The organism is Microbacterium testaceum, from assembly GCF_020781835.1.
GTDB classification, from domain to species: Bacteria; Actinomycetota; Actinomycetes; order Actinomycetales; family Microbacteriaceae; genus Microbacterium; species Microbacterium testaceum_H.
Map to the genome: position 1 here is coordinate 58,885 of NZ_JAJGNJ010000007.1, position 23,944 is coordinate 82,828.

Sequence of the window (23,944 nt, forward strand, 5' to 3'; positions counted from 1 at the left end):
ATGACCGCGACCGCCAGCGCTCCCGCCTTCACCCGCCCCGATGGCAGTGCCCTCCGCGTCCTCGTCGTCGATGACGAGCAGATGCTCACCGACCTGCTGTCGATGGCCCTGCGCATGGAAGGGTGGGACGTCCGCACCGCGGGCTCCGGATTCGACGCCCTGCAAGCCGCCCGGGATTTCGAACCGGATGCCATGGTGCTCGACATCATGATGCCCGACCTCGACGGCATGGCCGTGCTCCAGCGCCTCCGTCACTCGGGCAACGACGTTCCGGTGCTCTTCCTCACCGCCAAGGATGCCGTCGCCGATCGGGTCGCCGGGCTCACCGCCGGCGGCGACGACTACGTCACCAAGCCGTTCAGCCTCGAAGAGGTCGTGGCGCGTCTGCGCGGTCTCATGCGCCGGGCCGGAACGGCATCCACCCGCGACTCCGAGCCGATCCTGCACGTCGGCGACCTCTCGCTCAACGAGGACAGCCACGAGGTGGTGCGCGCCGGCACCGAGATCGAACTGACGGCGACCGAGTTCGAGCTGTTGCGTTTCCTCATGCGCAATCAGCGCCGAGTGGTGTCGAAGGCGCAGATCCTCGACCGGGTGTGGAACTACGACTTCGGGGGCCGCTCCAGTGTCGTAGAGCTGTACATCTCGTACCTCCGCAAGAAGATCGACGCCGGCCAGGAACCGCTCATCCACACCGTCCGCGGCGTCGGCTACATGATCAAAGCGCCTCAGTGAGCCGAGTCGAAGCGCGCCACCGCTGGACGCTGCAGTCGCGACTGATGGTCGCGGTGATCGGCATGGTGGCGTTCATCCTGGTCATGATCGCCGTCTCCACCGGCGCGATCATCACGGGCGTGCTGCAGACGGGCCTGAACGCACAGGTGAGCGCCGCCGTCCGCAACGTCCAAGTGGGTCCGACGTCGACGGCGATCGACGCGCTCTCGGCGGGCCCCTTCCCCGACGGCACCGTGCTCGTCCTGCGAAATCCCGGCACGGGTGACACCGGCGCGTACGTGGACGGACGTTCCATCCGCGCCCTCGACGAGTCGCAGGTCGACGAGATCCGCGACGCCGTGGCCACCGGACTGCCCCAATCCGACACCATCGACCTGCCGGGGCTGGGCGACTACCGCATCGGCCTCACCGGGAACCAGTCGGGCACGGTCGCCGTGCTCGGTCTCCCCCTCAGCCAGGTCACCGCGACCATCGGGGCGATCCTCACGACCGTCGGCCTCGTGACCGCGGGGGGCCTGCTGCTGCTCTCCGCGATCATCGCCCTCGTCATCCGCGCCGGGTTGCGCCCCCTGCGCGCCGTGGCGGAGACCGCGACGCGCGTGGCCTCCCTCCGCATGGACCAAGGCGACGTCTCCATCGACGAACGCGTGCCCGCCGACCAGGTCGACGAGCACACCGAGATCGGGCAGGTCGGCGCGGCGCTGAACACGCTCCTCGACAAGGTCGATGCCTCGCTGGCGGCCCGCCAGCGCAACGAGGAGCTCATGCGCCGATTCGTGGCGGATGCCAGCCACGAGCTGCGCACGCCCCTGGCATCCATCCGCGGGTTCTCGGAGCTGTCGCTGCGCGCGATGCGTCAGGCGCAGGACGACGAGAGCCGACAGCGGACCGCCGTCGCCGTGGAGACCACGGAGCAGTCGCTCGAGCGCATCCAGGCGCAGTCGCTGCGCATGACCACGCTCGTCGAGGACCTGTTGCTCCTCGCGCGCCTCGACGAGGGCCAGGAGCTCGTCTACGGCACCGTCGATCTGACGCGACTCGCGGTCGAGGCGGTCGGCGACGCGCGCCCCGCCGGGCCCGATCATGCGTGGTCGATCGACGTCGACGACGACCCGGTGGAACTCGCCGGCGATGCCGCGCGCCTCAACCAGGTCGTCGCCAACCTGCTCGCGAACGCCCGCACGCACACTCCCGCCGGCACCGAGGTGACCGTCTCGGTGACACGCGAGGGCGACGACGCCGTGCTCCGGGTGCACGACGACGGCCCCGGGATCGACCCGTCGGTCGCCCCTCAGCTGTTCGAGAGATTCGCCCGTGCCGACCGGTCGCGTGACCGCAAGACCGGCGGCACCGGCCTCGGGCTCTCGATCGCCAAGGCGATCGTGGAAGCCCACAACGGCACCGTCAGCGTGCGCAGCACCCCCGGCGACACCACGTTCGAGGTGCGCCTCCCGGCGAAGCCCCGCGATCCGGCCTGAGCTCGGCCGGCCGCGAGGGCGCCGGTGAAGAGCGTGACGCGGTCGAACTTGCGGCATCACTCCCCCGGGGCTGCGCGTCACCGACGAGAGAACGCAGCCGCACGGCTTCCACTCCGACGCCCGTCGTCCGCGACCGCCACCCGGTCGTCAGTAGCCCGCGAAGGCGTCTGTCGTGAGCGACGTCGCGCGGGCGAGCGCCGGGGCCAGCGCCGCGATCAGCCGCGGCGGTCCGGACACGTAAGCCGCGCGCTGGGCGATGTCGGGAACGGCTCTCCGGAGCCCCTCGGCATCCACGCGGTCGGGACCGGCCCACGTCCACCGCGGGGGAAGGTCCAGCGGCTCGTCCCTGCAGAACACGACCACGGGGATGCCACGGGCGGCGATGTCGTCGCGGAACGCCAGCTCGCTCGCCTCCGAGACGACGTACACGAGCACGACGTCGCGGTGCTGTCCGGTGGCCGCGAGGTGCCGCAGCTGCGACACGAACGGTGTCACGCCGATGCCCGCCGCGACCAGGAGGACGGGAGACGTCGGACGCGCGGGGAGCACGAAATCGCCCCACACTCCGGTCGCCGTCAGGGTGCCGCCGATCGGAACCGCGGCGAGGGCGCGCTTGTACGACGACTGCGAACCGTCCTTGAACGCGATGCGCACCGTCGGAAGGTCCTCGGGCGCCGACGCGATGGAGAACTCCCGCCGCGTGCCGCGCCCGTCGGGACGCCGGTGCGGGACGTCGAGCTCCAGGTACTGCCCCGGCGAGAACGAGAACGACCGCGCCGCCTGGAACGTCAGCTCCCGCACCGTCGGGGTCAGGTCACGGCGACCTTCCAGGCGCAGGCGCACCGCCCCGCGCAGGCAGAACAGGAACGCCACGAGATTGCCGATGAGCAGGGCACGTTCCTGACCGAGCGTGATGCCGCCGAGGGCGATCGGCCAGCCGACGAGCACACCGACGATCGCGGCGACGGCGAACTGCTGCCGCCGACGCGGCGGCAGGGTCAGCGGTTCGGACAGCATGAACGCGCCGAGGAACAGCAGCGGCGACGAGAACGCCACCTGCTGCAGCACCGCCAGCACATCGACGGGGAATCCGGCCGCCTGGAACTGCACCGTGGTCCGGAGGAACGCCACCGTCGCGGCGACCACCCAGAACACCGCCACGACCGCGAGCCGGTCCGTTCGGGCGAGCAGCAGCAGCCCGAGGACGAGGACCGGACCGGCCAGCCACGGCGAGCCCACCCACCACGCGGACCCGCCGAGGTCGGGCGCCGCCACCCCCACGATCGTGAGGACGGTCGCCCCCGTGGCGGCCGGATTGAAGATGTGCCGGCCGCGCCACGCGAGGACGTACTTCGACAGGGATGCCACCGCACCCGCGAGCACGAGGCCGACCAGGCCCAACGGCTCCACTGTCGGGCGCAGCACGAACAGAAGGATCGCGGCGGTGATCAGCGAGGACTCCAGGCGTCGCGGCATCCGGAGCACGCTCTGCGCGGCCAAGTCGGTGACGACGCACGCGGCCGCGAGCACCACGGCACTCACCGCGATCTCGAGCGGGTCGGGCACCACCAGTCCCGCGAAGGCCAGGGCGAGGGCGATGAGGGTCAGCAGCCCGAGAGAGCCCATCACGAGCCGGTACATCGAAACGCGCGCGAGGAGGCCGCGGACGCGGGTCGAACCCGCTGTCAGGGTGACGCTCATCAGAAGATCTCTCCCTCGAATCCGGGCGACCACTCCACGGCGCCATCCGTCCGCATGCGCACCCAGGGCGCACCCCAGGCGGCCGCGAGCTCGGGGCCTCCGTCGAAGAACAGGGCGGTGGCCAAGGCGTCCGCTCGCATCGCGGTGTCGGCGATCGCCCACGTGGCCGCGTAGGCTCGCACGGGCATTCCCGTCCGGGCGTCGAGCACGTGATGCAGGCCCGTACCCCACGTGCGACGCGTGATCGCCGACGCGCACAGCGCGGCATCCCGCACCTCGACCACGCCGATCGCTCGGGTGGGGTCGTAGGGGTGCTCCAACCCGATGCGTACGGGCGCGCCGCGGACGGCGATGTCGCCCGACCCGTCGACGATCACGTCGCCGTCCACGCGCGGCAGGAGCGTCTGGAGCACACGATCGACCAGGCGCCCCTTTCCGAGTGCCCCGACATCGATCGTCGCGGGCCGCGACAGCGACAGGATGCCACTCCCCCACGCGACGACATCCCGCCAGTGCGGCGCAGGCTCGGGGTCTCCCCACGGGGCCAGGGTGAACCGCGCGTCGTAGCCGAGCCGCGCGAGAGCATCGCCGACCAGAGGATTGACGGCACCGCCCGTCGCCGCGTCCACCTCGTCGTACAGCGCCAGCATGGCATCCGCGTCCTCGGGAGCCTCGACGGACGTCGCGCGTCCCTCGGCGAGAGCGGAGACCAGCGAATCCGTCCGGAATCGCGACCACTGCCGGTCGAAGCGGTCCACGACGGCGGACACCGCCGCGCGCGTCGCACTCGACAGTGGATGAGGGGTCTCGATGCCCCACTCCGTGCCGATCGCGTCGAACGTCCAGACCGATCCGGTCGCGGTCGCCGCGGTCATGGCGTCAGGCCCGCGCCTCGGACTTGATCGTGGCGAGGGCCTCCATGAAGCCTCCGCTGGTCAGCGACGAGCCCGCGACCTTGCTGACGGAGATCTCGTCGACCTTCTTGCCCACGACCTCGTCCTTGATACCCCCGATGAACTCGCTCTGGTAGCGGCGGGACTCGGCGGCCTGCGGGTCACCGGTGACGGTGACGTCGGTGACGGTGTCGTCGGCGATCGTGAGGGTCACGTCGACCGTCTCCACGCTCTCGGGGGTCGCGTACTGACCGGTGGCCTCGTACGTGCCGTCGGTGTAGGAGCCCGCGGACGATCCCCCCGCTGCGGCTCGTGCTCGGAGCCGACGAAACGGCGGGAGCGGAGGCCTCTTGATCGACAGCGTCGGCGTTCGCACCGGAGCAGCCGGCGAGCGTCACCACGCCGGCGACGCCCAGGAGGGCGGTACCGAGGCGGACGGGGCGGGGGACGGCGGTCGTGCGGATCATGAGGGTCCTCTTTCGGTCGTGCCTCATCGGCGCGGTCGTGCTCACGGTGAAGACACGATGCCCGTCCGACCCGGGTTCAGACTTTGTGGAACCTCTGCGCCGTCGATGGATCTCAGGCGTCGCCGCCGAACATGCTCGTGACCGATCCGTCCTCGAAGACCTCGTGGATCGCGCGCGCCAGGAGCGGTGCGATCGGCAGCACGGTGAGTCCGGGGAATCGGCGCTCCGGCGGGAGCGGAACGGTGTCGGTCACCACGACCTCATCGATCGCGGGGTCCTGCAGACGTTCGCTCGCGGGGTCGCTGAAGATCGCGTGCGTGGCGGCGACGATGACCTTGCGCGCGCCATTGGCCTTGAGCGCCTGAGCCGCCTTCTGGATCGTGCCCCCGGTGTCGATCATGTCGTCCACGAGCAGACACGTCCGCCCGGTCACATCACCGACGATCTCGTGCACCGACACCTGGTTGGCGACCTTCGGGTCACGACGCTTGTGGATGATCGCCAGCGGCGCGCCCAGGCTGTCCGACCACGTGTCGGCCACGCGGACACGGCCCATGTCGGGAGAGACGACCGTGAGGGTCTCGCGGTCCTCGCCGGTCAGTCCCTGCTCGAAGTGCTCGAGGAGGACGGGCTTGGCGAACAGGTGGTCCACGGGACCGTCGAAGAAGCCCTGGATCTGGGCCGCGTGCAGGTCGACGCTCATGATGCGGTCGGCGCCGGCGGTCTTCAGCAGGTCGGCGACGAGGCGCGCGCTGATCGGCTCGCGTCCGCGGCCCTTCTTGTCCTGACGCGAGTAGGGGAAGTACGGGGCGACGACCGTGATGCGCTTGGCCGAGGCGCGCTTGAGCGCGTCGAGCATGATGAGCAGTTCCATGAGCCACTCGTTGACCGGCGGACCGAACGACTGCACGACGAACACGTCGCAGCCACGGATCGAGACCTCGAAACGGGTGTAGATCTCGCCCGAGGCGAAGGTGCGGTGCTCGGTCGGTGCGAGCTCGGTGCCCAGGTGCTCAGCGACGTCGTGGGCCAGCCCGGGGTGCGACCGGCCCGAGGCGACGACGAGACGCTTCTTGGTCTTGGCGACCAGCCCGGGGGCGATGCCGTTGTCGCGGTCGAGATCTACACGGTTCTTCTTACGAGCCATCGCGCGCTTCCTGTTCACCCCGGGCCCGCGCGGCGACGTCCGCCGCTCCGGTGCCCGGTCGATTCTTCTCGACCCACCCCTCGACGTTGCGCTGGGGTGCGATGCTGAGTGCCAGGGCACCGGGCGGGACGTCCTTGCGGATCACCGCTCCGGCACCGGTCTTGGCGCCGTCTCCAATCGTAACCGGCGCGACGAAGACGTTGTGCGAGCCGCTGTGCACCTCGTCGCCGATGACCGTGCGGTGCTTGGCGAGGTCGTCGTAGTTGGCGGTGATCGCGCCCGCGCCGAGGTTGACGTTCCGACCGATCTGGGTGTCGCCGATGTACGACAGGTGCGGGACCTTGCTGCCCTCGCCGATGGAGGAGTTCTTCACCTCGACGAAGGTGCCGACCTTGCCGTTCGCGCCCACGCGCGCATTGGGACGCAGGTAGGCGAACGGGCCGACGGTCGCCCCCGCCGCAACCACGGCGAGGGTCGCGTCGGTACGGGTGATCGTGGCGTCCTCACCGACTTCGCAGTCCACCAGGCTCGTGTCGGGGCCGATCGTCGCGCCGGCGGCGATGACCGTCGCACCGCGGACGTGCGTGTTGGGGAGGATCGTCACGTCGGGCGCCAGGACGGCGGTCACGTCGATCCAGGTCGTGGCCGGGTCGACGACCGTGACCCCCTCGCGCTGCCAGTGGCGTACCGTGCGCGCGTTGAGGGTGCGCCCCGCCTCGGACAGCTGGACGCGGTCGTTCACCCCGAGCGCGGCGGCGGCGTCCGGGGTGACCGATGCCGCGACCCCGAGCTGCGCGTCCCGCAGCAGCGCCACAACATCGGTGAGGTACTTCTCGCCCTGCGCGTTGGCCGTGCCCACGCGCGCGAGCTGCTCCCGCAGCGGTGACGCGCGGAAGACGTAGACACCGACGTTGATCTCGCGGACCGCGGCTTCGTCGGGCGTGGCATCCTTCTGCTCCACGATGCGGCGCACGCCGTCGGAGTCGTCGCGGATGATGCGGCCGTAGCCCTGCGGGTCGTCGACACGCGCGGTCAGCAGCGTGACGGCTGCGCCGCCCGAACGATGCGTCGCGACCAGCTCGGTGAGGGTGTGCGCCTGCAGGAGCGGCACGTCGCCGCTGAGCACCAGGACATCGCCCGCGAAGTCCTCGAGCGCCCCCAGCGCCGCCTCGACCGCGCGACCGGTGCCGGGGATCTCGTCCTGATCGACGATGACCACGCCCGGTGCCAGCTCGGTGACCGTCTCGGCCACCCGCTCGCGCTCGTGGCGGACGACCACGACGATGCGGGACGGATCCAGGGATGCCGCGGTGTCCAGGACGTGGCCGACGAGCGGGCGCCCTCCCACGGCGTGCAGGATCTTCGGAGTGCGCGAGCGCATGCGAGTGCCTTGACCCGCGGCCAGGACGACGACGGCGAGCTCGGTCGATGAGGTCATGCTCCGCCGCCAGGATTCGAACCTAGACCTAACAGCTCCAAAGGCTGTCGTGCTGCCGTTACACCACGGCGGACCGTGCCCGCGGGCACCGGTCAAGTCTGCCAGACGGCGACGCCGGGACGATCTCGACATAATGAACGGGTGAGCCGGGACAGCGACGAAGTCGATCGCATCGTCGAGGCGTGGGTGCGCCAGCGGCCCGACCTCGACTTCTCGCCGCTCGAGGTGCTCTCCCGCGTCGCGCGCCTGTCCCGCCACCTCGACATCGCGCGGAAGGAGGCGTTCCGCCGCAGTGACATCGAGTCCTGGGAGTGGGACGTGCTCTCGGCGCTCCGCCGCGCCGGCGAGCCGTACCAGCTCAGCCCCAAACAGCTGCTGCAGCAGACGCTCGTCTCCAGCGGCACCATGACCAACCGCATCGACCGGCTCGTCGCCCGCCGGTTCGTGCGACGCGAGGCCGACCCCGGCGACGGACGGAGCATTCTGGTGACCCTGACCGACGATGGTCGCGTGCGCGTGGATGCCGCGATCACCCGCCTCGTCGACGCCGAGGCCGTTCTGCTGGAGAGCCTGTCGCGCGCCGACCGCGACCGGCTGGCGACGCTGCTGCGCAAGCTCAGCATCGGGTTCGACGCGTGAGCGCCCCGACCGCCCCCGTGTCGCGGTGGCGACGGGTGCTGAACTGGCTGGACGTGCGGTTCCGGTCTCCCGCCGCGATCTACGGCCTCATCGTCTTCACGGCCTTCGTGACGATCGCCGAGGACCACGCCGAGAGCATCGAGGACATGCTCGCGACCTCGGTGGCGAGCCTGATCGTGTTCTTCATCGCCCACGTCTTCGCGCACACGCTCACCGAGCACTCGGAGCACGGCTTCCGCGCCGCAACGCGCAACGCGCTGCGACACGGCGCCGGGATGCTGTACGCCTCCGTGCCGTCGATCATCGTCCTGGTGGTGTGCGACCTGACCGGGGCCACGCTCGCCGATGCGGTGGACTACTGCCTGCTGACGGCGTTCATCGTGCTGGCCGTCCTCGGGTACCACGCCTTCCAGAGTCGTCGTGCTCCGATCCTCGGTCGCATCCTCGGGGCTGTCGCCACCGCCATGCTCGGCATCTTCATCGTGATCCTCGAGTACGGCTTCCACTGACACCGAGATCGGCCCGCGTCAGCCGATCGCCTCGGTGAGTTCGAACCAGCGCAGCTCCAGCTCGTCACGCTCGGACTCCCATTCCGAGATCCGCTGCATCTCCTTCCCCAGCCCGACGTAGTCGGACTGGTCGTGGTCGGCCAGCGCCGCCCTGGCCCGGTCGATCTGCGCCTGCAGCTTCTCGATCTTGCGCTCGGTAGCCGCGGCCTCCTTCTGCGCGGCGCGCAGATCGGCGCCCTGGAGACCCGCCGGAGCGGCCGCCGCGGTCGCCGTGGACCGTGAGGGCTCGGCATCCTGAATTGCCCTCAAACGCAGATACTCGTCCACCCCGCCGGGGAGGTGGCGCAAGCGCGCGTCGAGGATGGCGAACTGCTGGTCGGTGACGCGCTCGAGGAAGTACCGGTCGTGCGAGACGACGATGAGGGTGCCCGACCACGAGTCCAAGAGGTCTTCCATCGCGGCCAGCATGTCGGTGTCGAGGTCGTTCGTGGGCTCGTCGAGGATCAGCACGTTCGGCTGGTCGAGCAGGATGAGCAGCAGCTGCAGGCGGCGCTTCTGGCCACCCGACAGGTCTTTGACGGGTGTCGAGAGCTGGGCGCTGGAGAAGCCGAGGCGCTCGAGGAGCTGTCCGGGCGTCAGCTCCTGCGCCTTGGACCCCGCGCCGAACGTGTAGGTCGTCCGCAGCCGCGAGATCACCACGCGGACGGGATCGTTGAGGTGCTCCTCGAGCTCGTCGAGGCGCTGCGTGAGGGTCGCGACCTTGACGGTCTTCCCGCGCTTCACGCGACCGCTCGTGGGCTCGAGCGTCCCGGACACGAGCCCGAGGAGCGTCGACTTGCCGGCCCCGTTCACCCCCAGGATGCCGGTGCGCTCCCCCGGCGCGATCCGCCACTCGACGTCCCGCAGCACGGTGTGGTCGCCGTAGGTCACGCCGACGTCGAGGAGGTCGACGACGTCCTTGCCGAGGCGCGCGACGGCGAGCGATTGCAGCGCGACACGGTCGCGGATCTCGGGCACGTCGGCGATCAGCTCGTTCGCCGCGTCGATGCGGAACTTCGGCTTCGAGGTGCGCGCCGGCGCGCCGCGGCGCAGCCACGCGAGCTCCTTGCGGGCCAGGTTCTGCCGCCGCTGTTCGATCGCGGCGGCCTGCCGATCACGCTCGACGCGTTGCAGGATGTACGCCGCGTAGCCCCCCTCGAAGGGCTCCACGATGCGGTCGTGCACCTCCCACGTCGTGTTGCACACCTCGTCGAGGAACCACCGGTCGTGGGTGACGACGAGCAAGCCGCCCGCGGTGGGCGCCCACCGCTTCTTGAGGTGCCCGGCGAGCCACGTGATGGCCTCCACGTCGAGGTGGTTGGTCGGCTCGTCGAGGAACAGCACGTCCCAGTCGCCGGACAGCAGCCGCGCGAGGGCCACGCGGCGGCGCTGACCACCGGACAGGTCGCCGAGCCGGGCATCCCACGGCAGGTCGCCCAGGAGCCCCGCGATGACGTCGCGCGTGCGCGCGTCACCGGCCCATTCGTGCTCGGCGCGGTCGCCGACGACCGCGTGGCCGATCGTGTCGTCGTCGTCGAGCGTGTCCTGCTGATCGAGGACCCCGACCGTCACTCCCCCGCGCACCGTCACACGGCCGCCGTTGGGCTCGCGGATGCCGGCGAGCATGCCGAGCAGACTCGACTTGCCGTCGCCGTTACGGCCGACGATGCCGATGCGATCCCCCTCGTTGACGCCGAGCGAGACCGAGTCGAACACGACCTTGGTCGGGTATTCCAGGTGCAGGGCTTCGCCCCCGAGCAGATGTGCCATCGATGACCACGCTACGCCTCTGACAGGTGCGCCCGATCACGGTTGGCGGGTGAGCGTCACGCGCGCCTCGCGCCCCGGAGGACAACGATCGCCCGGTCGTCGCGGCGACAGGGGCACGCCCGACGACGCCCGCCCGATCCGAGGCACCACCGGGCGCCCGCCTCACCACATGCGCGGAGGACCGACGGAGGTCGTCGGAGAGGCTGCGCGATATCGCCGGCGAGCGGTTCGGGCTCCCGTCGAGCTGAACGGCGTTGATCGACGCGAGCTCCGGCTGAGCAAGACCTGAGCGAGCACTGAACGCCCGGCTACCGAAGACCTGAAGTGCGCTGGCGACAGTGGATGCCGTGGCGTTCCCGCTCCCCAGTCCGCCGGCGCCGCACCCGTATCGACTCATCGGAGAAAACATGAAGAACTACCTGGACGCCCTCAAGCGTCGCAAGGAGGAGACCGGTGAGTCCGGCTTCTCACTCATCGAGCTCATCGTCGTCGTCGTGATCCTCGGCGTGCTTGCCCTCATCGCGGTGCCCGTTTTCCTCGGCCTGCAGGACAACGCTGAAGAGAACAGCGTGAAGACGGCTGCCGCAAACGGTGCGTCGCAGGTCGCCGCCGCGATTGCGAACGGTGAGACGGTCACCTCGGACTCGCTGAACAACCTCGAAGATGGGGGCATCGAGCTGAGCCTGGAGGGCAACACTCTTGATGACTTCTGCGTAACGGCAACGAATGGCGAGGGTATCACCGAGAAATCGGGCCCCACCTGCGATGATGCCACCCCTGCGCCCACCGCAAGCTAACCACCCCGCCCCACACACCAGCCGGGCCGACGCTTCCCAGCCGTCGGCCCGGCATCCCCCGTCCGATCCCCCCGAAGGACGACCGCATGACCGGCACGCGCGACGACGACCTCGACGACGGCTTCGGCCTCATCGAGGTCGTCGTGGCGATGCTGCTCTTCGCCGTCATCGCGATGGCGATCCTCCCCCTCGCCATCCAGGCGACGACGCTCAGCGCGGGCAACCGCGAGGCGGTCGCGGCGAACGCCGCCGCCTCGGCCGAGCTCGCCGCGCTGCGCACCGACTTCCCCGACGGCGGCGCCAACTCGTGCGGCTCGCTGTCGGAGGCGACGCCGACCGGCGAGCTCGCCGAGCCGCTCGCCGCGACCATCACCGTCGAGCCCTGCCCCGCCGACTTCCCCGCTGCGCTGACCGTCACCGTCGACGTGCGCGACACCGCGGCATCCGACCCCACCGCCGTGCTCGTCACGATGGCCACCAAGATCGTCGTGACTGCGCCATGAGCCCCGCTCCGAGAGCCGCCGCCCCGCGCACCACCGCCGCGGCGGACGACGCCGGTCTCTCGCTCGTCGAGCTCCTCATCACGACCTTCGTCGGCTCGATCGTGCTCGCGCTCGTCGCGACGATCCTCACCACCACCCTCCAGGCGACCGCCGCGACCCGCGACCGCGATCTGGCCACCGGCCGGGTGCAGGCCGTGAGCACCTCGCTCTCGACGAGTCTGCGCAACGCGGCGGACGTCGACCTCCAGAGCGCGAGCGACCTCACCGTGCTGCGCGCGCGCCTCGCGGACGGCGCGTCGTCGTGGCAGTGCCGCGCCTGGGCCGTCGGCGACCTCGACGCCGATGGCACGCCCGAGCTGCGCCTGCACACCCATGGGCCGCTCGGCGCGACCGACCCGGTACCGCAGCCGGCGACGTCGTGGGGCGTGCTCGCCGATCGGGTCGCCGCGGGGCCGGACGCCGCCCTGTTCGCCGTCGCCGCCTCCGCCGACCCCGCCAGCGACCTCGTCCGCGTGACGTGGAGCCTCGAGGTGACGGCATCCGAGCAACCACGGCTCACCGACGCCAGCACGTCGAGCGTCACGGGATCCGCCGCCGTCGCCGCGCGCAGCGAGGGGGCGGGCGCACGATGCTGGTGAGCCACCATCGCCCACGGGCGGCCGACGACGATCGCGGTGACGACCGCGGCGCCGCCCTCGTCACGGTCATCATCGTGGCTCTGGTCCTCGGGCTCGTCACCGTGACCCTGTCGGCCGCCGTCGTCAACACGACCCGCACCTCGGTCGGGGTGCGGGGCAGCCTCCAGGCGCAGTCCGCCGCCGACGCGGGCATCGCCGCAGCCGTCGCGGCCGTGAAGGGCGGCGACATCTGCGACACGTCGGTCCCGGACGACGACATCCCCGGCAGCGGGGGCGGCGCGACCTACAGCGTGACGGTCGAGTGCGCGGGAGACACCGTCACATTCACCTCGACGGGCACCACGGACGCGTCGAGCACGACGGTGCAGGCCGTGTACGGGATCGAGCCCGAGACGATCGAGCAGGTGGACCCCTCCCTCACCCCCGTCGGTCTGGTCCTGTACGAGGGGTCGACGATGGGTCAGGTCACCCTCCTCGCGCACGGTGAGAACGAGCCGCAGATCGTCTCGGTCAAGGGGCCGTTCGGATGCCGCCTCACGATCCCCGGCAACCTCCTCGTCGGGGGCGATGTCACTTCGACCGACGGGTGCAACATCTCGGGCGACCTGTACGCGGGGGGCACCGTGACCTTCGACGGCGGCGCGACCACGGTGACCGGCGACATCATCGCCGCCGGCACGGGCGTGTCGAAGATCAACTCCACGGTCGGGATGGCGGGCGCACCGCTGTCCGCCGTGAAGGTCAACGGCCCCCTCGACCTGCTGTGGAGCGGCGCACCGTTCCGGGCCGACGCCACGGCGAAGGGGGCCGTCACGGTGAACGACCGCACGGTCGCCGGCAGCGTCACACTCCCCGCGGGGAACACGCCCTCCGTCAACGGCGGCAGCATCCAGGGCGGGGTCGTGCACAGCGACACCATCCCCTCGGTGCCCCCGCCGTCCCTCCCCGGCTGGTACGACTACGCGTATCGCACATCCGATTGGCCCGGAGCCGCGGTGATCACGCTCCGCAACGTGCGCACGATGTCGACCGATTCGTGCCGGTACTTCAACGCCAACAACGGCACGTACGCGAACCAGGGCTGGAAGGACCTCGCCACCTACACCGGCACCGTCGTCGTCGACGGCCGCGCGTGCGACGAGCTCACCTCCAACGCCGGCGGCAATCCCGCGCCGAGCATCCAGGCGACGAACGTGGTGCTGCTGGCCAAGAAGTTCAACACGACCGGCCTGACGATGCGTTCGGCCGCGGGCGCGAACCCGAAGGTCTACTTCGTCACCGAAGACACTGTGGCGGACGGCAAACCCACCTGTCCCCTCGGTGCCACGGCCACCAGCTTCGACACCAACGGCGCCAACCTCGAGAACGTGCGGTCGCTCATCTACACCCCCTGTCGCCTGTCGGTGTCCGGTGGCGGCGTGCTGCTCGGCTCGCTGTACACGAACGGGTTCAACTCCGGCGGTCAGATCACCATCAAGGGCGAGTTGATGAGCCTTCCCGGCATGGCGCCGCCCGACGGCGGCTACGGCGGCACGCCCGTGATCGTCGAGACCGGCGACTATGCGCTCGGCGACCTCCTCTCCCGGCGGGACGTGACCCCGTGACCGCCCTGGTCGTCTCGTTCATCGGCATCCTGGGCCTCGCGATCGGCTCGTTCCTCAACGTCGTCGCGTACCGCGTGCCGGCCGGTGAGACGCTCCTGCGCGAAAGCCGCTGCCCGGCGTGCGACGCCCCCATCCGCTGGTGGCAGAACGTGCCCGTGCTGTCGTGGCTCGCACTGCGCGGCCGGTGCGCGTCGTGCCGCAGCGACATCCCGTTCCGGTATCCGCTCGTCGAACTCGCGACCGGCGTCGCGTTCGCCCTCGTCGCGCTGTGGTGGCTCAACGCACCGGATGCCATGCCGGCTATCACCGCGACACCGCTCGCGGCGCGACTGGCCGTGCTCGCGGCGTACCTGTGGTTCGCGGCATCCGGCGTCGTCCTCGTCGTCATCGACCTGGAGATCCGCCGGCTGCCGCACGCGATCACCGGCACCGCCCTCGGCGTCTGCGCCGGGCTCCTGACGCTCGCGTGCGCGCTCGGCGCGGACGGGCAGGCGCTGCTGCGCGCCGGGGTCGGGGCCGCAGGCCTCTTCGCGTTCTACGGGCTGCTGCGCGCGATCCGCCCCGATGGGATGGGCGGCGGCGACGTGCGCCTCGCCGCGGTATGCGGCCTCATGCTCGGGTGGATCGGGTGGATGCCGCTCGTGGTCGGCGCGTTCGCGGCGTTCGCGCTCGGCGGCGTGTTCGGCGTCGCCCTCCTGCTGCGCGGCCGAGCCGGCCGGCGGTCGGCGATCGCGTTCGGTCCCTGGATCGTGGCGGGCGCATGGGTCGGCGTCGTCGCCGGCGACGCGCTCGGCAGGTCGTACCTCGCCCTGGCCGGGGTCGGCTGATGTGTCTCGCGGAGGTGTGCTGATGGCGAAGAAGACCCGGGTGGCGCTGGAGATCACCGAGACGAGCGTGCGCGCGATCGAGGTGACCACCGGCAGGAACCCGACCATCGTGACCGCGGGAGAGGTGCCGCTGCCCGAGGGTGCCGCGAGGGACTCCGAGGTGCTCGACCGCAGCGCCGTCGCCATGGCACTGCAACGGCTGTGGGCCGACGCGCGGATCTCGACGCGTGATGTCGTCCTGGGCGTGGGCAACCGCCGCATCCTCGTGCGCGAGCACTCCACACAGCTGACGAACCCCGACCACATCCGGCAATCGCTGCCGTTCGAGGTGCAGGACCGGCTCCCCGTCCCGGTGGATCAGGCCGTGCTCGACTTCGTCCCGACCCACCAGGACGAGCGCGGCGTGCACGGGCTGCTCGTCGCGGCCGTCGCCGAGCACATGGAGGAGCTCGTCGGCGCGCTCGAGAAGGCGAAGCTGCGTGCCACCTCGATCGACCTCACCGCGTTCGGCTACGCCCGAGCCCTCGCCGCGCTCACCGAACCGGACGAGACCGGGCTGATCCTCGCGACCGGCGAACACACGACCCACATCGTCATCGCGACCGGCGGCATGCCGCGATTCGTCCGCGCCGTACCGATCGACATCGTGCCGCCGCCGGGCGAACCGGCGGTCCTGACGGATGGCGGCGCCGACGACAGCGGAGATCCCCCGGCGTCGCGCCGCTTGCTCCGCCTCGCCGGTGCGGGCGTCGACGAGCGCGGTGTCGCGGTCCTCGAGACGCCGGTCACGCCGGCCCTGCCGCTTCCCGTCGTCGCACCCACGCCCCGTCTGCATCCCGAGGTGCAGGCCGCCCTCATCGACCTCGTCGGTCGGCTCCGCGGCACGGTCGGGTTCTACCGCGACCGCCTCGACGCGGTCCCCGTCGAGCGGACCTTCGTGACCGGCATCCACGCTGATCACGAACGCCTGCGCGAGGCCGTGGGTCGGGTCACCGAGACGCCCGTCACGGTCGTCGGCGCGACCGAGCTCGTCGGCCCGCCGCGCGGGTTCGCGCTATCGGCCGACGTCGACCTCCGTCTCGCCGGTGTCGCGTCGCTGCTGCGCGACACCCCACCGCCGACGGCGCGCCGGCCAGGCAAACACGGAGTCGGACGATGAGCCTGCGGACCACGCGCACCCCGACGCTCACCATCGGAACCTCCCCCCGGGTCGATCTGCTGCCGCCGTCCGAGGTGCGGCGACGCGAGACGATCGCCCGCGCCCGGACGTGGGCGACAGCCGCGGTCGGCGCTCTGCTGGTGACGGTGGTCATGGTGGGCGGCGCGTTCGCGTACAACCTCTCGGCCGACATGCGTCTCGCCACCGAGCGGGCGCGCACGCAGGCGCTGCTCGCGAGCATCGCCGACCTCTCCGACGTCAGCCGGGCGCTGTCGCTGCGCGGCACGCTGCGGGGTCTGCGCATCGACGCGATGGCGGGCGACCTCTCCTGGACCGCCGTCGTGGCGACGGTCGGGTCCCGACTGCCCGCCGGCGTGCAGATCATCGACTACGCGCTTGTCGCGGGACCGGTCCCCGACGTCGCGACGCCGGACGCCCCCGGTGCCAGCGGCACCGTCACGGTGACCAGTGTGGAGCCGCTGTCGTTCGTCACGCTGTCCCGCACCCTCCGCGGGGCGCCGGAGATCCAGCTGATAGAGGTCGACGAGCTCATCAAAGAAGATGACGCGCCAGACTACGAGTACCGCCTCCGCATCAACGTCGACCAGTCGGTCTACACCGGCGACTTCGCTGAGGAAGGAGCGGAATCGTGACCAAGAGCCTCGTCAACCTCATCGGCGCGGCAGTGACCGCCGGCATCCTGCTCTTGGGCGTGCTGGTGTGCGCGCTGCCGCTCCTGTCGACGGCGAACGCGACCATGGCGTCGGCGGACGACGTGGCGACGCAGAACGGCACCCAGCAGGCGGTGCTCGACGGCCTGACCGCGCAGTCCGCCGAGATCGACGTCGTCGAGCGTGAGCTCGCCGAGCTACGACGCGAGTTGCCCGATTCCGAGCACGTGGAGGACGTAGTCGAGCTGGCCGTCGACGCCGCGCGCGCAGCGGGCGCGACCCTGACCGCCGTGCGGCCCGCCGAAGCCACCGCCTTCGCCCCGCGGACCGCCGCGGTGGTCGCCGCCGAGACCGGCGTCGAGCTCGCACCGGCGGCATCCGATCCTGACGCGGGTGACGGCGAGGGTTCGGCCGAGGACGACCCGCCCGTCGACGAGGCCGCCGCGGAGCCGGCGGCGCCGGAGGAGGACGCCGCCGACGGCCCCCAGCAGGTGACCGTGACGGTCGAGTTCGATGCCGCGGACGTCGCCACCGCCACCGCGCTGCTCGATGCGCTGCGGGCCGGCCCTCGCCTGGTCGCCGTCACCGGCGCCACCGTGCAGAGCGACGAGGACGGGGTGTCGCTCACCGCCACGGTACAGGTGTTCTTCCATCCCTGACCTGCAGCGCAGACGAGCCGCTGCACCGTCCGTCGCTACTGCGCGCCGAGCTGGTCGTACATCGTGAACATCGGCATGTAGAGCGCCACCACCATGCCGCCGATCAGCAGACCGAGCACGGTCATCATGATGGGCTCGATCATGCTGGTCAGCTGCTCGGATGCCGCGTTCACCTCGGTCTCGTAGAAGTCGGCGATGCTCTCGAGCATGTCGGGCAGCGAGCCCGACTCCTCGCCGACAGAGACCATCTGGGCGACCAGCGGGGGGAAGACCCCGGCCTTCTCGAGCGGCGCAGAGAACGAACGCCCCAGCCGCACCGACTCGCGGACGCTCTGCAGCGCGTCCTCGACCGCCTTGTTGTTCGCCGCCTTGCCGACGAGATCCAGCGCCTGCATGAGCGGGACGCCCGCTTTGAGCATCATGGAGAGATTGCGGGCGAACCGCGCGACCGCGATCTTCGTGACGAGCGACCCGAAGACCGGCATCCTCAGCAGGAACGGGTCGACCACGCCCCGGAACCGGTCGGTGTTCTTGACGTGCTGGTACCCGATCGTTCCGGCGATGGTCAGGAGGACCAGCACGGGGATGATCCAGGCCATGTTCCGCGAAAGCACGACGAGGATCTGCGTCGGCAGCGGCAGCTCACCGCCCATGCTCGCGAACATGCTCTCGAACACCGGCACGACGAACGCGATCATCGCGATGACGCCGACGATCGCGATGACCAGGACGATGATCGGGTAGGTCATGGCCGACTTGATCTTCTGCTGCAGGTCGACATCGGCGCGGTAGGAGCGGGCGATCGCGTCGAGCGACTCGGCGAGGAATCCGCCCACTTCGCCGACACTCACCAGGCTCACCAGCAGCGGCGGGAAGACTTTCGGGTGCTCGGCGAGCGCAGCCGAGAACGAGCGACCCGACTCGATGTCGACCTGGACGGCGACGAGCGCCTTGGCGAGCTTGGCGTTCTCGGTCTGATCCGCGATGATCGCGAGGGCCCGCATGAGCGGCAGGCCGGCGTGGATGAGCCCCGCGAACTGCTTCGCGAACACGGCGAGATCCTTCGTGGCGACCCGCTTCTCGAAACCGGGGACGGAGATCTCGCGGTTCAGGCCGGTCGTCGACACCGGTGCCACGCTCAGCGGCATCAGCCCCTGCGCACGAAGCTTCGCGACGACCGCGTTCTCACTGGCCGCCTCGAGGGTGCCCTTGGTCTCGCCACCGAGCGCGCTGACGGCCCGCCACTGATATTCCTCGAGAGGCATGTCACACGTTCCAGTCGTCGGCCACGGCGACGCCCGGGGTCGACCCGGCGGACAGCCACGCTTCGGCGTCGTAGTCGCGGGGCCGCACCCGGACGTCGTCGAGCGCGTGGTCGTCGGTGAGGTAGTGGCGGGCGGTGGATGCGGCCACCTCGCCCTCCTCGACGAGGCGCTTCAACGACTGGTCCAGCGTGTGCATGCCATGACCGTCACCGGCCTGCATCGCGTTGTAGAGCTGGGAGATCTGGTTCTCGCGGATGAGATTCGCGACGGCCGGCGTCGACACGAGCACCTCGGTGGCGATGACGCGACCGCCGCCCTGCGCCTTGGGGAGCAGCGTCTGGCTGATGACGCCCTGAAGGGTGTCACCCAGCTGGCTGCGCACCTGGTTCTGCTGGTGCGCAGGGAACGCATCGACGATGCGGTTGATGCTCTTCGCGGCACCCTGAGTGTGCAGCGTCGAGAGCACGAGGTGGCCAGTCTCGGCCGCGGTGAGCGCGGTGGAGATCGATTCCGGGTCGCGGAGCTCGCCGATGAGGATCACGTCGGGGTCCTGACGCAGCACCCGTCGCAGGGCTTCGGCGAACGACCGCGTGTCGGCGCCGACTTCGCGCTGGTGGACCAGCGACCGCTTGCTCGTGTGGACGAACTCGATGGGGTCCTCGACGGTGACGATGTGGTCGCTCTTGGTCTCGTTGATGATGTCGATCATCGCCGTGAGCGTCGTCGACTTGCCCGACCCGGTGGGCCCGGTCACGAGCACCAGCCCCCGGGGTCGCAGTGCGAGCTCGCGGGCGATCGTGGGGGCGCCGAGTTCGTCCAGCGTGAACGCACGGGAGGCGATGAGGCGGAACGCCGCCGCGACCTGACCGAGCTGACGGAACACGTTCACGCGGAACCGCCCGACTCCCGTGACGGTGTACGAGAGATCCACCTCGCCGGTGGACCGGTAGTCCTCACGGTGCGAGGGGCCCATCATCGCGAGCAGCTCGTCCAGGAGCACCGCGCCGGGAATCGGGCCGGGGTGGCCGGCGACAGGCGTGAGCGATCCGTCGAGCCGCTGCAGGGCAGGTCCGTCCGCCGAGAAGTGCGTGTCCGACGCACCCGCCGCCGCCGAGGACCGGAGGATGGCGTCGAGCAGCCCCACCGCCGGTTCCGTCGACGTCCATGCGGCATCGGTCGTCGCGGCAGCGGCCGCCTGCAGGCGCATCTCAGACCGTGACACGCAGCACCTCCTCGATCGTGGTGAGTCCTTCGAGCACTTTGCTCCAGCCGTCGTCGCGAAGGGTCGTCATGCCCTGCGCCAGGGCGAGCTCGCGCAGCCGGGTGCCCGACGCCTGGGTGACCACGAGGGTTTCGAGCTCGTCCGTCATCGCCATGACCTCGTGCAGTCCGACGCGGCCGCGGTAGCCGGTGCCGGAGCATGCGGGGCACCCGGCGGCGCGGAACAGCACCGGCGGGTCGGACGGGTCGTAGGGGATGCCGAGGCGCGTCAGTACGGCGGCGTCCTCGCGATACGGCTGCCGGCAGGAGGTGCAGAGCCGCCGCCCGAGACGCTGCGCGACCACTGCGGAGAGGGCGGTCGCCACGAGGTAGGGCTCCGCGCCGATCTCGGTCAGGCGCGCGACCGCGCCGGGGGCGTCGTTGGTGTGCAGCGTCGAGAGCACGAGGTGACCGGTGAGCGCCGCCTCGATGGAGATGATGGCCGTCTCGCTGTCGCGGATCTCTCCGACGAGCACGATGTCGGGATCGGAGCGGAGGATGCTGCGCAGCGCGGACTGGAAGGTGAGACCGGCCTTCGCGTTGACCTGCACCTGATTGATCCCCGGGATGCGGTACTCCACCGGGTCTTCGACCGTGATGACGTTGACGGCGGGGTTCGCGACCTCTCGGAGCGCGGTGTAGAGCGTCGTCGACTTGCCCGACCCGGTCGGCCCGGTGACCAGCACCATGCCGTGGGGGCGGGTGATGGCGGTGCGAAAACGCGTCAGGTTGCCTCGTCCCATCTGCAGGTCGGACAGGGAGAGGCTCACACCGGTGTTGTCGAGGATGCGCATGACGATCTTCTCGCCCCAGACGGTGGGAAGCGTCGCGACGCGGAGGTCGATCTTGCGGCCGGCGTGGGTGACCGACAGGCGGCCGTCCTGCGGGCGCCGTCGCTCGGCGATGTCTATCGACGCCATGATCTTCAGCCGCGAGATGACGCCGTCCTGGATGGTGCGGTCGGCGCGCTGCATCTCATGGAGCACCCCGTCGATCCGGTAGCGGACGGTGAGGTGCGACTCACCGGGTTCGACGTGGATGTCGCTGGCGCGGTCGTCGATCGCCTGGGTGATCAGCAGGTTGACGAACCGGACGATCGGCGCGTCGCTGTCCTGATCTTCGATGTCCTCGGTCTGGGACACTTCGGTCGCAGCGCTCTCCTCGAGCGTCGCGGAGAGGTCGGAGAGTTCCTCGTCGGAGCGGACGTACCGTTGGAACGCCGACCGCAGGGCGTCCTCCGCGACCACGACGGGGTCGACCCGGAGGTCGGTGAGCGTGGCCACGTCATCCAGGGCGATGATGTCGGTCGGATTGACCATCGCCAACACGATGCGGTCCCCGGTGCGCTCGATCGGCAGCACGCGGTACTTGCGGCAGAGCCCGCCCGGGACGAGCCCGACGACGTTCGGGTCGAGCTGGGCGGAGCCGATGTCGACGAAGCGGTGGCCGGTGTGCCGGGCGACGGTCTCGCCCAGCTGCGTGGGCGTCACCAGCCCTTGCTCGACCAGCAGATTCAGGAAGGCGTCCGTCTCGCCGTGCTCCGCAAGCAGGCCGGAGAGTTCCGAGGCGCGCAAGGTGCCGGTGAGCACCAGGGTCTGCGCGATACCTCTCATGCCGACCAACGGTAGACACGCGCGCACCGCGCGCGCGTACCCAGGAGTCGATGCTGAGTCGACCCTGTGCGACCTGAGCGAAAACTGAAGAATTCTTTGTCGGCGTGAATGCGTGTGAATTATGAGAATTCTGAGAAAAATGAGAATCTACTCATCATCTCGAGTGCATCGTCCAGGAAATCGGACGATCGACGTCCGACCCCCCAACGGACGCCCGCCCCAGCGACGAAAGACACTCCCGCATGCGCCCCATCGCCGCACACCCGCTGTCGGACCCCCACGCCAGGTCCGCGATCGTGATCGATCACGACCCCGATCACGCTCTCGCCCTCGTGACATCGCTCCGCCAGCAGGGATTCACCGTCCGCGAGGCATCCGACGGATTCACCGGGGTGGCGCTCACGCAGCGGCATCAGCCCGACCTCGTGGTGCTGTCGCTCGAACTGCCCGGCATCGACGGGTTCGAGACGACGCGACGTCTGCGCGCATTCTCGGACGCGTTCGTCATGATGCTCTCCGACGACGACTCCGAGTCCGCCGCCGTCGAGGCGTTCCGCGCCGGCTCGGACGACTACATCGTGAAGCCGTACGGCCCCTATGCGCTCCGGGCGCGCATCGATGCGATCATGCGACGCTCACGGGTGCTGCAGACGGCGGCTCCCGTCGTGGCCGAGTCCGACATGCTGACCCACGGCTCCGTCCGACTGTGGCCCGGCTCCCGCCGTGTCGAGGTCGCCGGGAGGGACGTCGAGCTGACTCGGTCGGAGTTCGACCTCCTCCACACCTTCATGCGCGCCCGCGATCAGGTGTTCAGCAAGTCGTCGCTCGCGCTCATGCTGCGCGAGTCGAACGGGCTCAGCGGTGCTCACATCACCGCGCACGACCGGCACGCGGTCGAGGTGCACATCATGAACCTGCGCCGCAAGCTCGCCGACGACCCGCGAGCGCCGCAGTGCGTCGAGACCGTCCGCGGGTTCGGCTACCGCCTCGCGCCGATCGCAGCGGCGACGCGGTTGCTGGAAGCCGCCGCCGGCTGACCCGCCCGTCCACCGACACCCCGCACGGCCCGGCATCCGCCCCTCGCCGGCGACATCCGGGGACCGCGGCTCGACCGCGGATGCCGCGGGTCAGAGCCGCCACGCAGCAAGCGGGGCCGCCCGGGAATCCGGACGGCCCCGCTGGTGCGACTGCGGCTCAGAGGTTGTTCTCGGCGAGCCAGGCACTCGCGATGTCTTCCGGCGACTCCTGGTCGACGGTCGACTTCACGTTGAGCTCCACGAGCCCCTCGGGGGTGAGAGCGGCGGAGACCTTGTTCAGGACCTCAGAGACCTCTCCCGCCACGGCGGAGTTGACCACGGGCACGACGTTGGACGCGAGGAAGAGTCCCTCGGGGTCTTCCAGGGTGACGAGGTCGTCGGTCTGGATGCGCGGGTCGGCCGTGTAGACGTTCGCGACCTGGATGGTGCCGGCGACGAGGTCGTCGACGGTCGTCTCGCCGGTGGGCGAGAACTGCACATCCACCCCGTACGTCGCCTTCAGCCCCTCGGGGCCGTAGGGCCGCTCGGCCAGCTCGGCGTTGCCGCCGAGGGTCAGGCCCGTGGTGACCTTCGACAGGTCGGCGATCGTGGTCAGGCCGTTGGCCTCGGCGAAGGCCGCGGTCACGGTGTACGAGTCCTGGTCGGTCGCCGAGGACTGGTCGAGCACCTCGAGGCCCTCGGGCAGGGCGTCGGGCAGAGCCGCGTAGACCTCGTCGGCCGTGCGGGCGGTGGTCTCTTCGTCGAAGAACTGCAGCAGGTTGCCGCTGTACTCCGGGAACACGGTGATGGTGCCGTCCTCCAGCAGCGGGATGTAGGCGTCGCGCTGGCCGATCTGGAACTGGCGCTTGACCGTGAGCCCGGCGTTCTCGAGGGCCTGAGCGTAGATCTCGGCGATGATCTCGTTCGAGAAGTACGCCTGCGAGCCGACGACGATCTCGTCGGCGGAAGCGCTGGCGTCACCGCCGTCGCTGAGGGGGTCGCTCGATCCGCCGCAGCCGGCGAGGGCGAGCGAGGCGACCGCGAGTCCGGCGAAGACGCCGAGACCCTTGCGAGTTCGTGCTGTGAACATGGGTTCCTCTTTCTGGTGGTGGGAGT

23 protein-coding genes and 1 tRNA gene are annotated in these 23,944 nt (G+C 70.4%); 13 read left to right on the plus strand and 11 right to left on the minus strand.

Going from position 1 to position 23,944, the window contains the following annotated elements:
• Together LL239_RS11445 and LL239_RS11450 are read left to right on the plus strand one after the other, a co-directional pair.
• Nucleotides 1-735 carry a response regulator transcription factor gene (locus LL239_RS11445; protein ID WP_228163566.1) on the plus strand — a complete coding sequence of 245 codons (735 nt, stop codon included), beginning with the start codon at nucleotides 1-3 and terminating at the stop codon, nucleotides 733-735.
• Entirely contained in the window at nucleotides 732-2,213 is a 1,482-nt protein-coding gene (locus tag LL239_RS11450) for an ATP-binding protein (protein WP_308218575.1), read from the plus strand. The genes LL239_RS11445 and LL239_RS11450 overlap by 4 nt, the downstream gene beginning before the upstream one ends.
• Nucleotides 2,214-2,360: 147 nt before the next feature.
• Here the strand turns inward: LL239_RS11450 and LL239_RS11455 are convergent, their stop codons facing one another.
• The 6 genes from LL239_RS11455 to LL239_RS11480 form a co-directional block, all read right to left on the minus strand.
• Complete coding sequence (locus tag LL239_RS11455) at nucleotides 2,361-3,914, minus strand: FAD-dependent oxidoreductase (protein WP_228163567.1); 1,554 nt, start codon at nucleotides 3,912-3,914, stop codon at nucleotides 2,361-2,363.
• On the minus strand, nucleotides 3,914-4,789 hold the full coding sequence (locus tag LL239_RS11460) for an FAD:protein FMN transferase (protein WP_228163568.1): 876 nt from the start codon (nucleotides 4,787-4,789) through the stop codon (nucleotides 3,914-3,916). The genes LL239_RS11455 and LL239_RS11460 overlap by 1 nt, the downstream gene beginning before the upstream one ends.
• A 4-nt stretch (nucleotides 4,790-4,793) precedes the next feature.
• Nucleotides 4,794-5,183 carry a hypothetical protein gene (locus LL239_RS11465; protein WP_308218576.1) on the minus strand — a complete coding sequence of 130 codons (390 nt, stop codon included), beginning with the start codon at nucleotides 5,181-5,183 and terminating at the stop codon, nucleotides 4,794-4,796.
• A gap of 203 nt (nucleotides 5,184-5,386) precedes the next feature.
• Entirely contained in the window at nucleotides 5,387-6,421 is a 1,035-nt protein-coding gene (locus LL239_RS11470) for a ribose-phosphate diphosphokinase (protein ID WP_228163569.1), read from the minus strand.
• Nucleotides 6,411-7,859 carry a bifunctional UDP-N-acetylglucosamine diphosphorylase/glucosamine-1-phosphate N-acetyltransferase GlmU gene (gene glmU / locus LL239_RS11475; RefSeq protein WP_228163570.1) on the minus strand — a complete coding sequence of 483 codons (1,449 nt, stop codon included), beginning with the start codon at nucleotides 7,857-7,859 and terminating at the stop codon, nucleotides 6,411-6,413. The genes LL239_RS11470 and glmU overlap by 11 nt, the downstream gene beginning before the upstream one ends.
• Before the next feature lies 1 nt (nucleotide 7,860).
• Nucleotides 7,861-7,932, minus strand: a tRNA-Gln gene (locus LL239_RS11480).
• Between the two features lie 68 nt (nucleotides 7,933-8,000).
• Here LL239_RS11480 and LL239_RS11485 point away from each other — a divergent pair.
• Both LL239_RS11485 and LL239_RS11490 read left to right on the plus strand, forming a co-directional pair.
• Nucleotides 8,001-8,498 (plus strand): MarR family winged helix-turn-helix transcriptional regulator, encoded by a 498-nt coding sequence (locus LL239_RS11485; RefSeq protein WP_228163571.1) that lies wholly within the window; start codon nucleotides 8,001-8,003, stop codon nucleotides 8,496-8,498.
• Nucleotides 8,495-9,007: a hypothetical protein gene (locus LL239_RS11490; RefSeq protein WP_228163572.1), complete on the plus strand. Its 513-nt coding sequence runs from the start codon at nucleotides 8,495-8,497 to the stop codon at nucleotides 9,005-9,007. The genes LL239_RS11485 and LL239_RS11490 overlap by 4 nt, the downstream gene beginning before the upstream one ends.
• Before the next feature lie 18 nt (nucleotides 9,008-9,025).
• On the opposite strand, the gene LL239_RS11495 is transcribed toward LL239_RS11490, so the two are convergent.
• Nucleotides 9,026-10,816, minus strand: coding sequence for an ABC-F family ATP-binding cassette domain-containing protein (locus tag LL239_RS11495; protein WP_228163573.1), 1,791 nt, complete (start codon nucleotides 10,814-10,816; stop codon nucleotides 9,026-9,028).
• Nucleotides 10,817-11,223: 407 nt separating this feature from the next.
• Between LL239_RS11495 and LL239_RS18045 the strand changes: the two genes are divergently transcribed.
• The 8 genes from LL239_RS18045 to LL239_RS11535 all read left to right on the plus strand — a co-directional run bounded on the left by LL239_RS18045 (nucleotide 11,224) and on the right by LL239_RS11535 (nucleotide 17,674).
• On the plus strand, nucleotides 11,224-11,613 hold the full coding sequence (locus LL239_RS18045; RefSeq protein ID WP_308218577.1) for a prepilin-type N-terminal cleavage/methylation domain-containing protein: 390 nt from the start codon (nucleotides 11,224-11,226) through the stop codon (nucleotides 11,611-11,613).
• A gap of 86 nt (nucleotides 11,614-11,699) precedes the next feature.
• Nucleotides 11,700-12,116, plus strand: coding sequence for a type IV pilus modification PilV family protein (locus LL239_RS11505; RefSeq protein ID WP_228163574.1), 417 nt, complete (start codon nucleotides 11,700-11,702; stop codon nucleotides 12,114-12,116).
• Complete coding sequence (locus LL239_RS11510; protein ID WP_228163575.1) at nucleotides 12,113-12,754, plus strand: hypothetical protein; 642 nt, start codon at nucleotides 12,113-12,115, stop codon at nucleotides 12,752-12,754. Before LL239_RS11505 ends, LL239_RS11510 begins: the two co-directional genes overlap by 4 nt.
• Nucleotides 12,751-14,358, plus strand: coding sequence for a hypothetical protein (locus LL239_RS11515; protein ID WP_228163576.1), 1,608 nt, complete (start codon nucleotides 12,751-12,753; stop codon nucleotides 14,356-14,358). The genes LL239_RS11510 and LL239_RS11515 overlap by 4 nt, the downstream gene beginning before the upstream one ends.
• Entirely contained in the window at nucleotides 14,355-15,185 is an 831-nt protein-coding gene (locus tag LL239_RS11520) for a prepilin peptidase (protein WP_228163577.1), read from the plus strand. The genes LL239_RS11515 and LL239_RS11520 overlap by 4 nt, the downstream gene beginning before the upstream one ends.
• Nucleotides 15,186-15,207: 22 nt before the next feature.
• The gene (gene pilM / locus LL239_RS11525; RefSeq protein WP_228163578.1) at nucleotides 15,208-16,344 is read left to right on the plus strand and encodes a type IV pilus biogenesis protein PilM; all 1,137 of its coding nucleotides are present in this window, start codon (nucleotides 15,208-15,210) and stop codon (nucleotides 16,342-16,344) included.
• Nucleotides 16,341-16,997, plus strand: coding sequence for a hypothetical protein (locus tag LL239_RS11530; RefSeq protein ID WP_228163579.1), 657 nt, complete (start codon nucleotides 16,341-16,343; stop codon nucleotides 16,995-16,997). Before pilM ends, LL239_RS11530 begins: the two co-directional genes overlap by 4 nt.
• Nucleotides 16,994-17,674, plus strand: a complete 681-nt coding sequence (locus LL239_RS11535) for a hypothetical protein (RefSeq protein WP_228163580.1) — start codon at nucleotides 16,994-16,996, stop codon at nucleotides 17,672-17,674. The genes LL239_RS11530 and LL239_RS11535 overlap by 4 nt, the downstream gene beginning before the upstream one ends.
• A 35-nt stretch (nucleotides 17,675-17,709) precedes the next feature.
• On the opposite strand, the gene LL239_RS11540 is transcribed toward LL239_RS11535, so the two are convergent.
• Genes LL239_RS11540 through LL239_RS11550 form a run of 3 tightly spaced genes read right to left on the minus strand, consistent with a single transcriptional unit; the run spans nucleotide 17,710 to nucleotide 21,812 of the window.
• Nucleotides 17,710-18,939 carry a type II secretion system F family protein gene (locus LL239_RS11540; RefSeq protein WP_228163581.1) on the minus strand — a complete coding sequence of 410 codons (1,230 nt, stop codon included), beginning with the start codon at nucleotides 18,937-18,939 and terminating at the stop codon, nucleotides 17,710-17,712.
• Between the two features lies 1 nt (nucleotide 18,940).
• Complete coding sequence (locus tag LL239_RS11545) at nucleotides 18,941-20,161, minus strand: type IV pilus twitching motility protein PilT (protein ID WP_228163582.1); 1,221 nt, start codon at nucleotides 20,159-20,161, stop codon at nucleotides 18,941-18,943.
• Complete coding sequence (locus tag LL239_RS11550; RefSeq protein WP_228163583.1) at nucleotides 20,148-21,812, minus strand: GspE/PulE family protein; 1,665 nt, start codon at nucleotides 21,810-21,812, stop codon at nucleotides 20,148-20,150. Before LL239_RS11550 ends, LL239_RS11545 begins: the two co-directional genes overlap by 14 nt.
• 242 nt (nucleotides 21,813-22,054) lie before the next feature.
• On the opposite strand from LL239_RS11550, the gene LL239_RS11555 reads away from it, so the two are divergent.
• The gene (locus tag LL239_RS11555) at nucleotides 22,055-22,849 is read left to right on the plus strand and encodes a response regulator transcription factor (RefSeq protein WP_228163584.1); all 795 of its coding nucleotides are present in this window, start codon (nucleotides 22,055-22,057) and stop codon (nucleotides 22,847-22,849) included.
• A gap of 157 nt (nucleotides 22,850-23,006) precedes the next feature.
• Here the strand turns inward: LL239_RS11555 and LL239_RS11560 are convergent, their stop codons facing one another.
• A complete protein-coding gene (locus LL239_RS11560) occupies nucleotides 23,007-23,918 on the minus strand; it encodes an ABC transporter substrate-binding protein (RefSeq protein ID WP_228163585.1) in 912 nt (303 codons plus the stop codon).
• Between the last annotated feature and the right edge of the window lie 26 nt (nucleotides 23,919-23,944).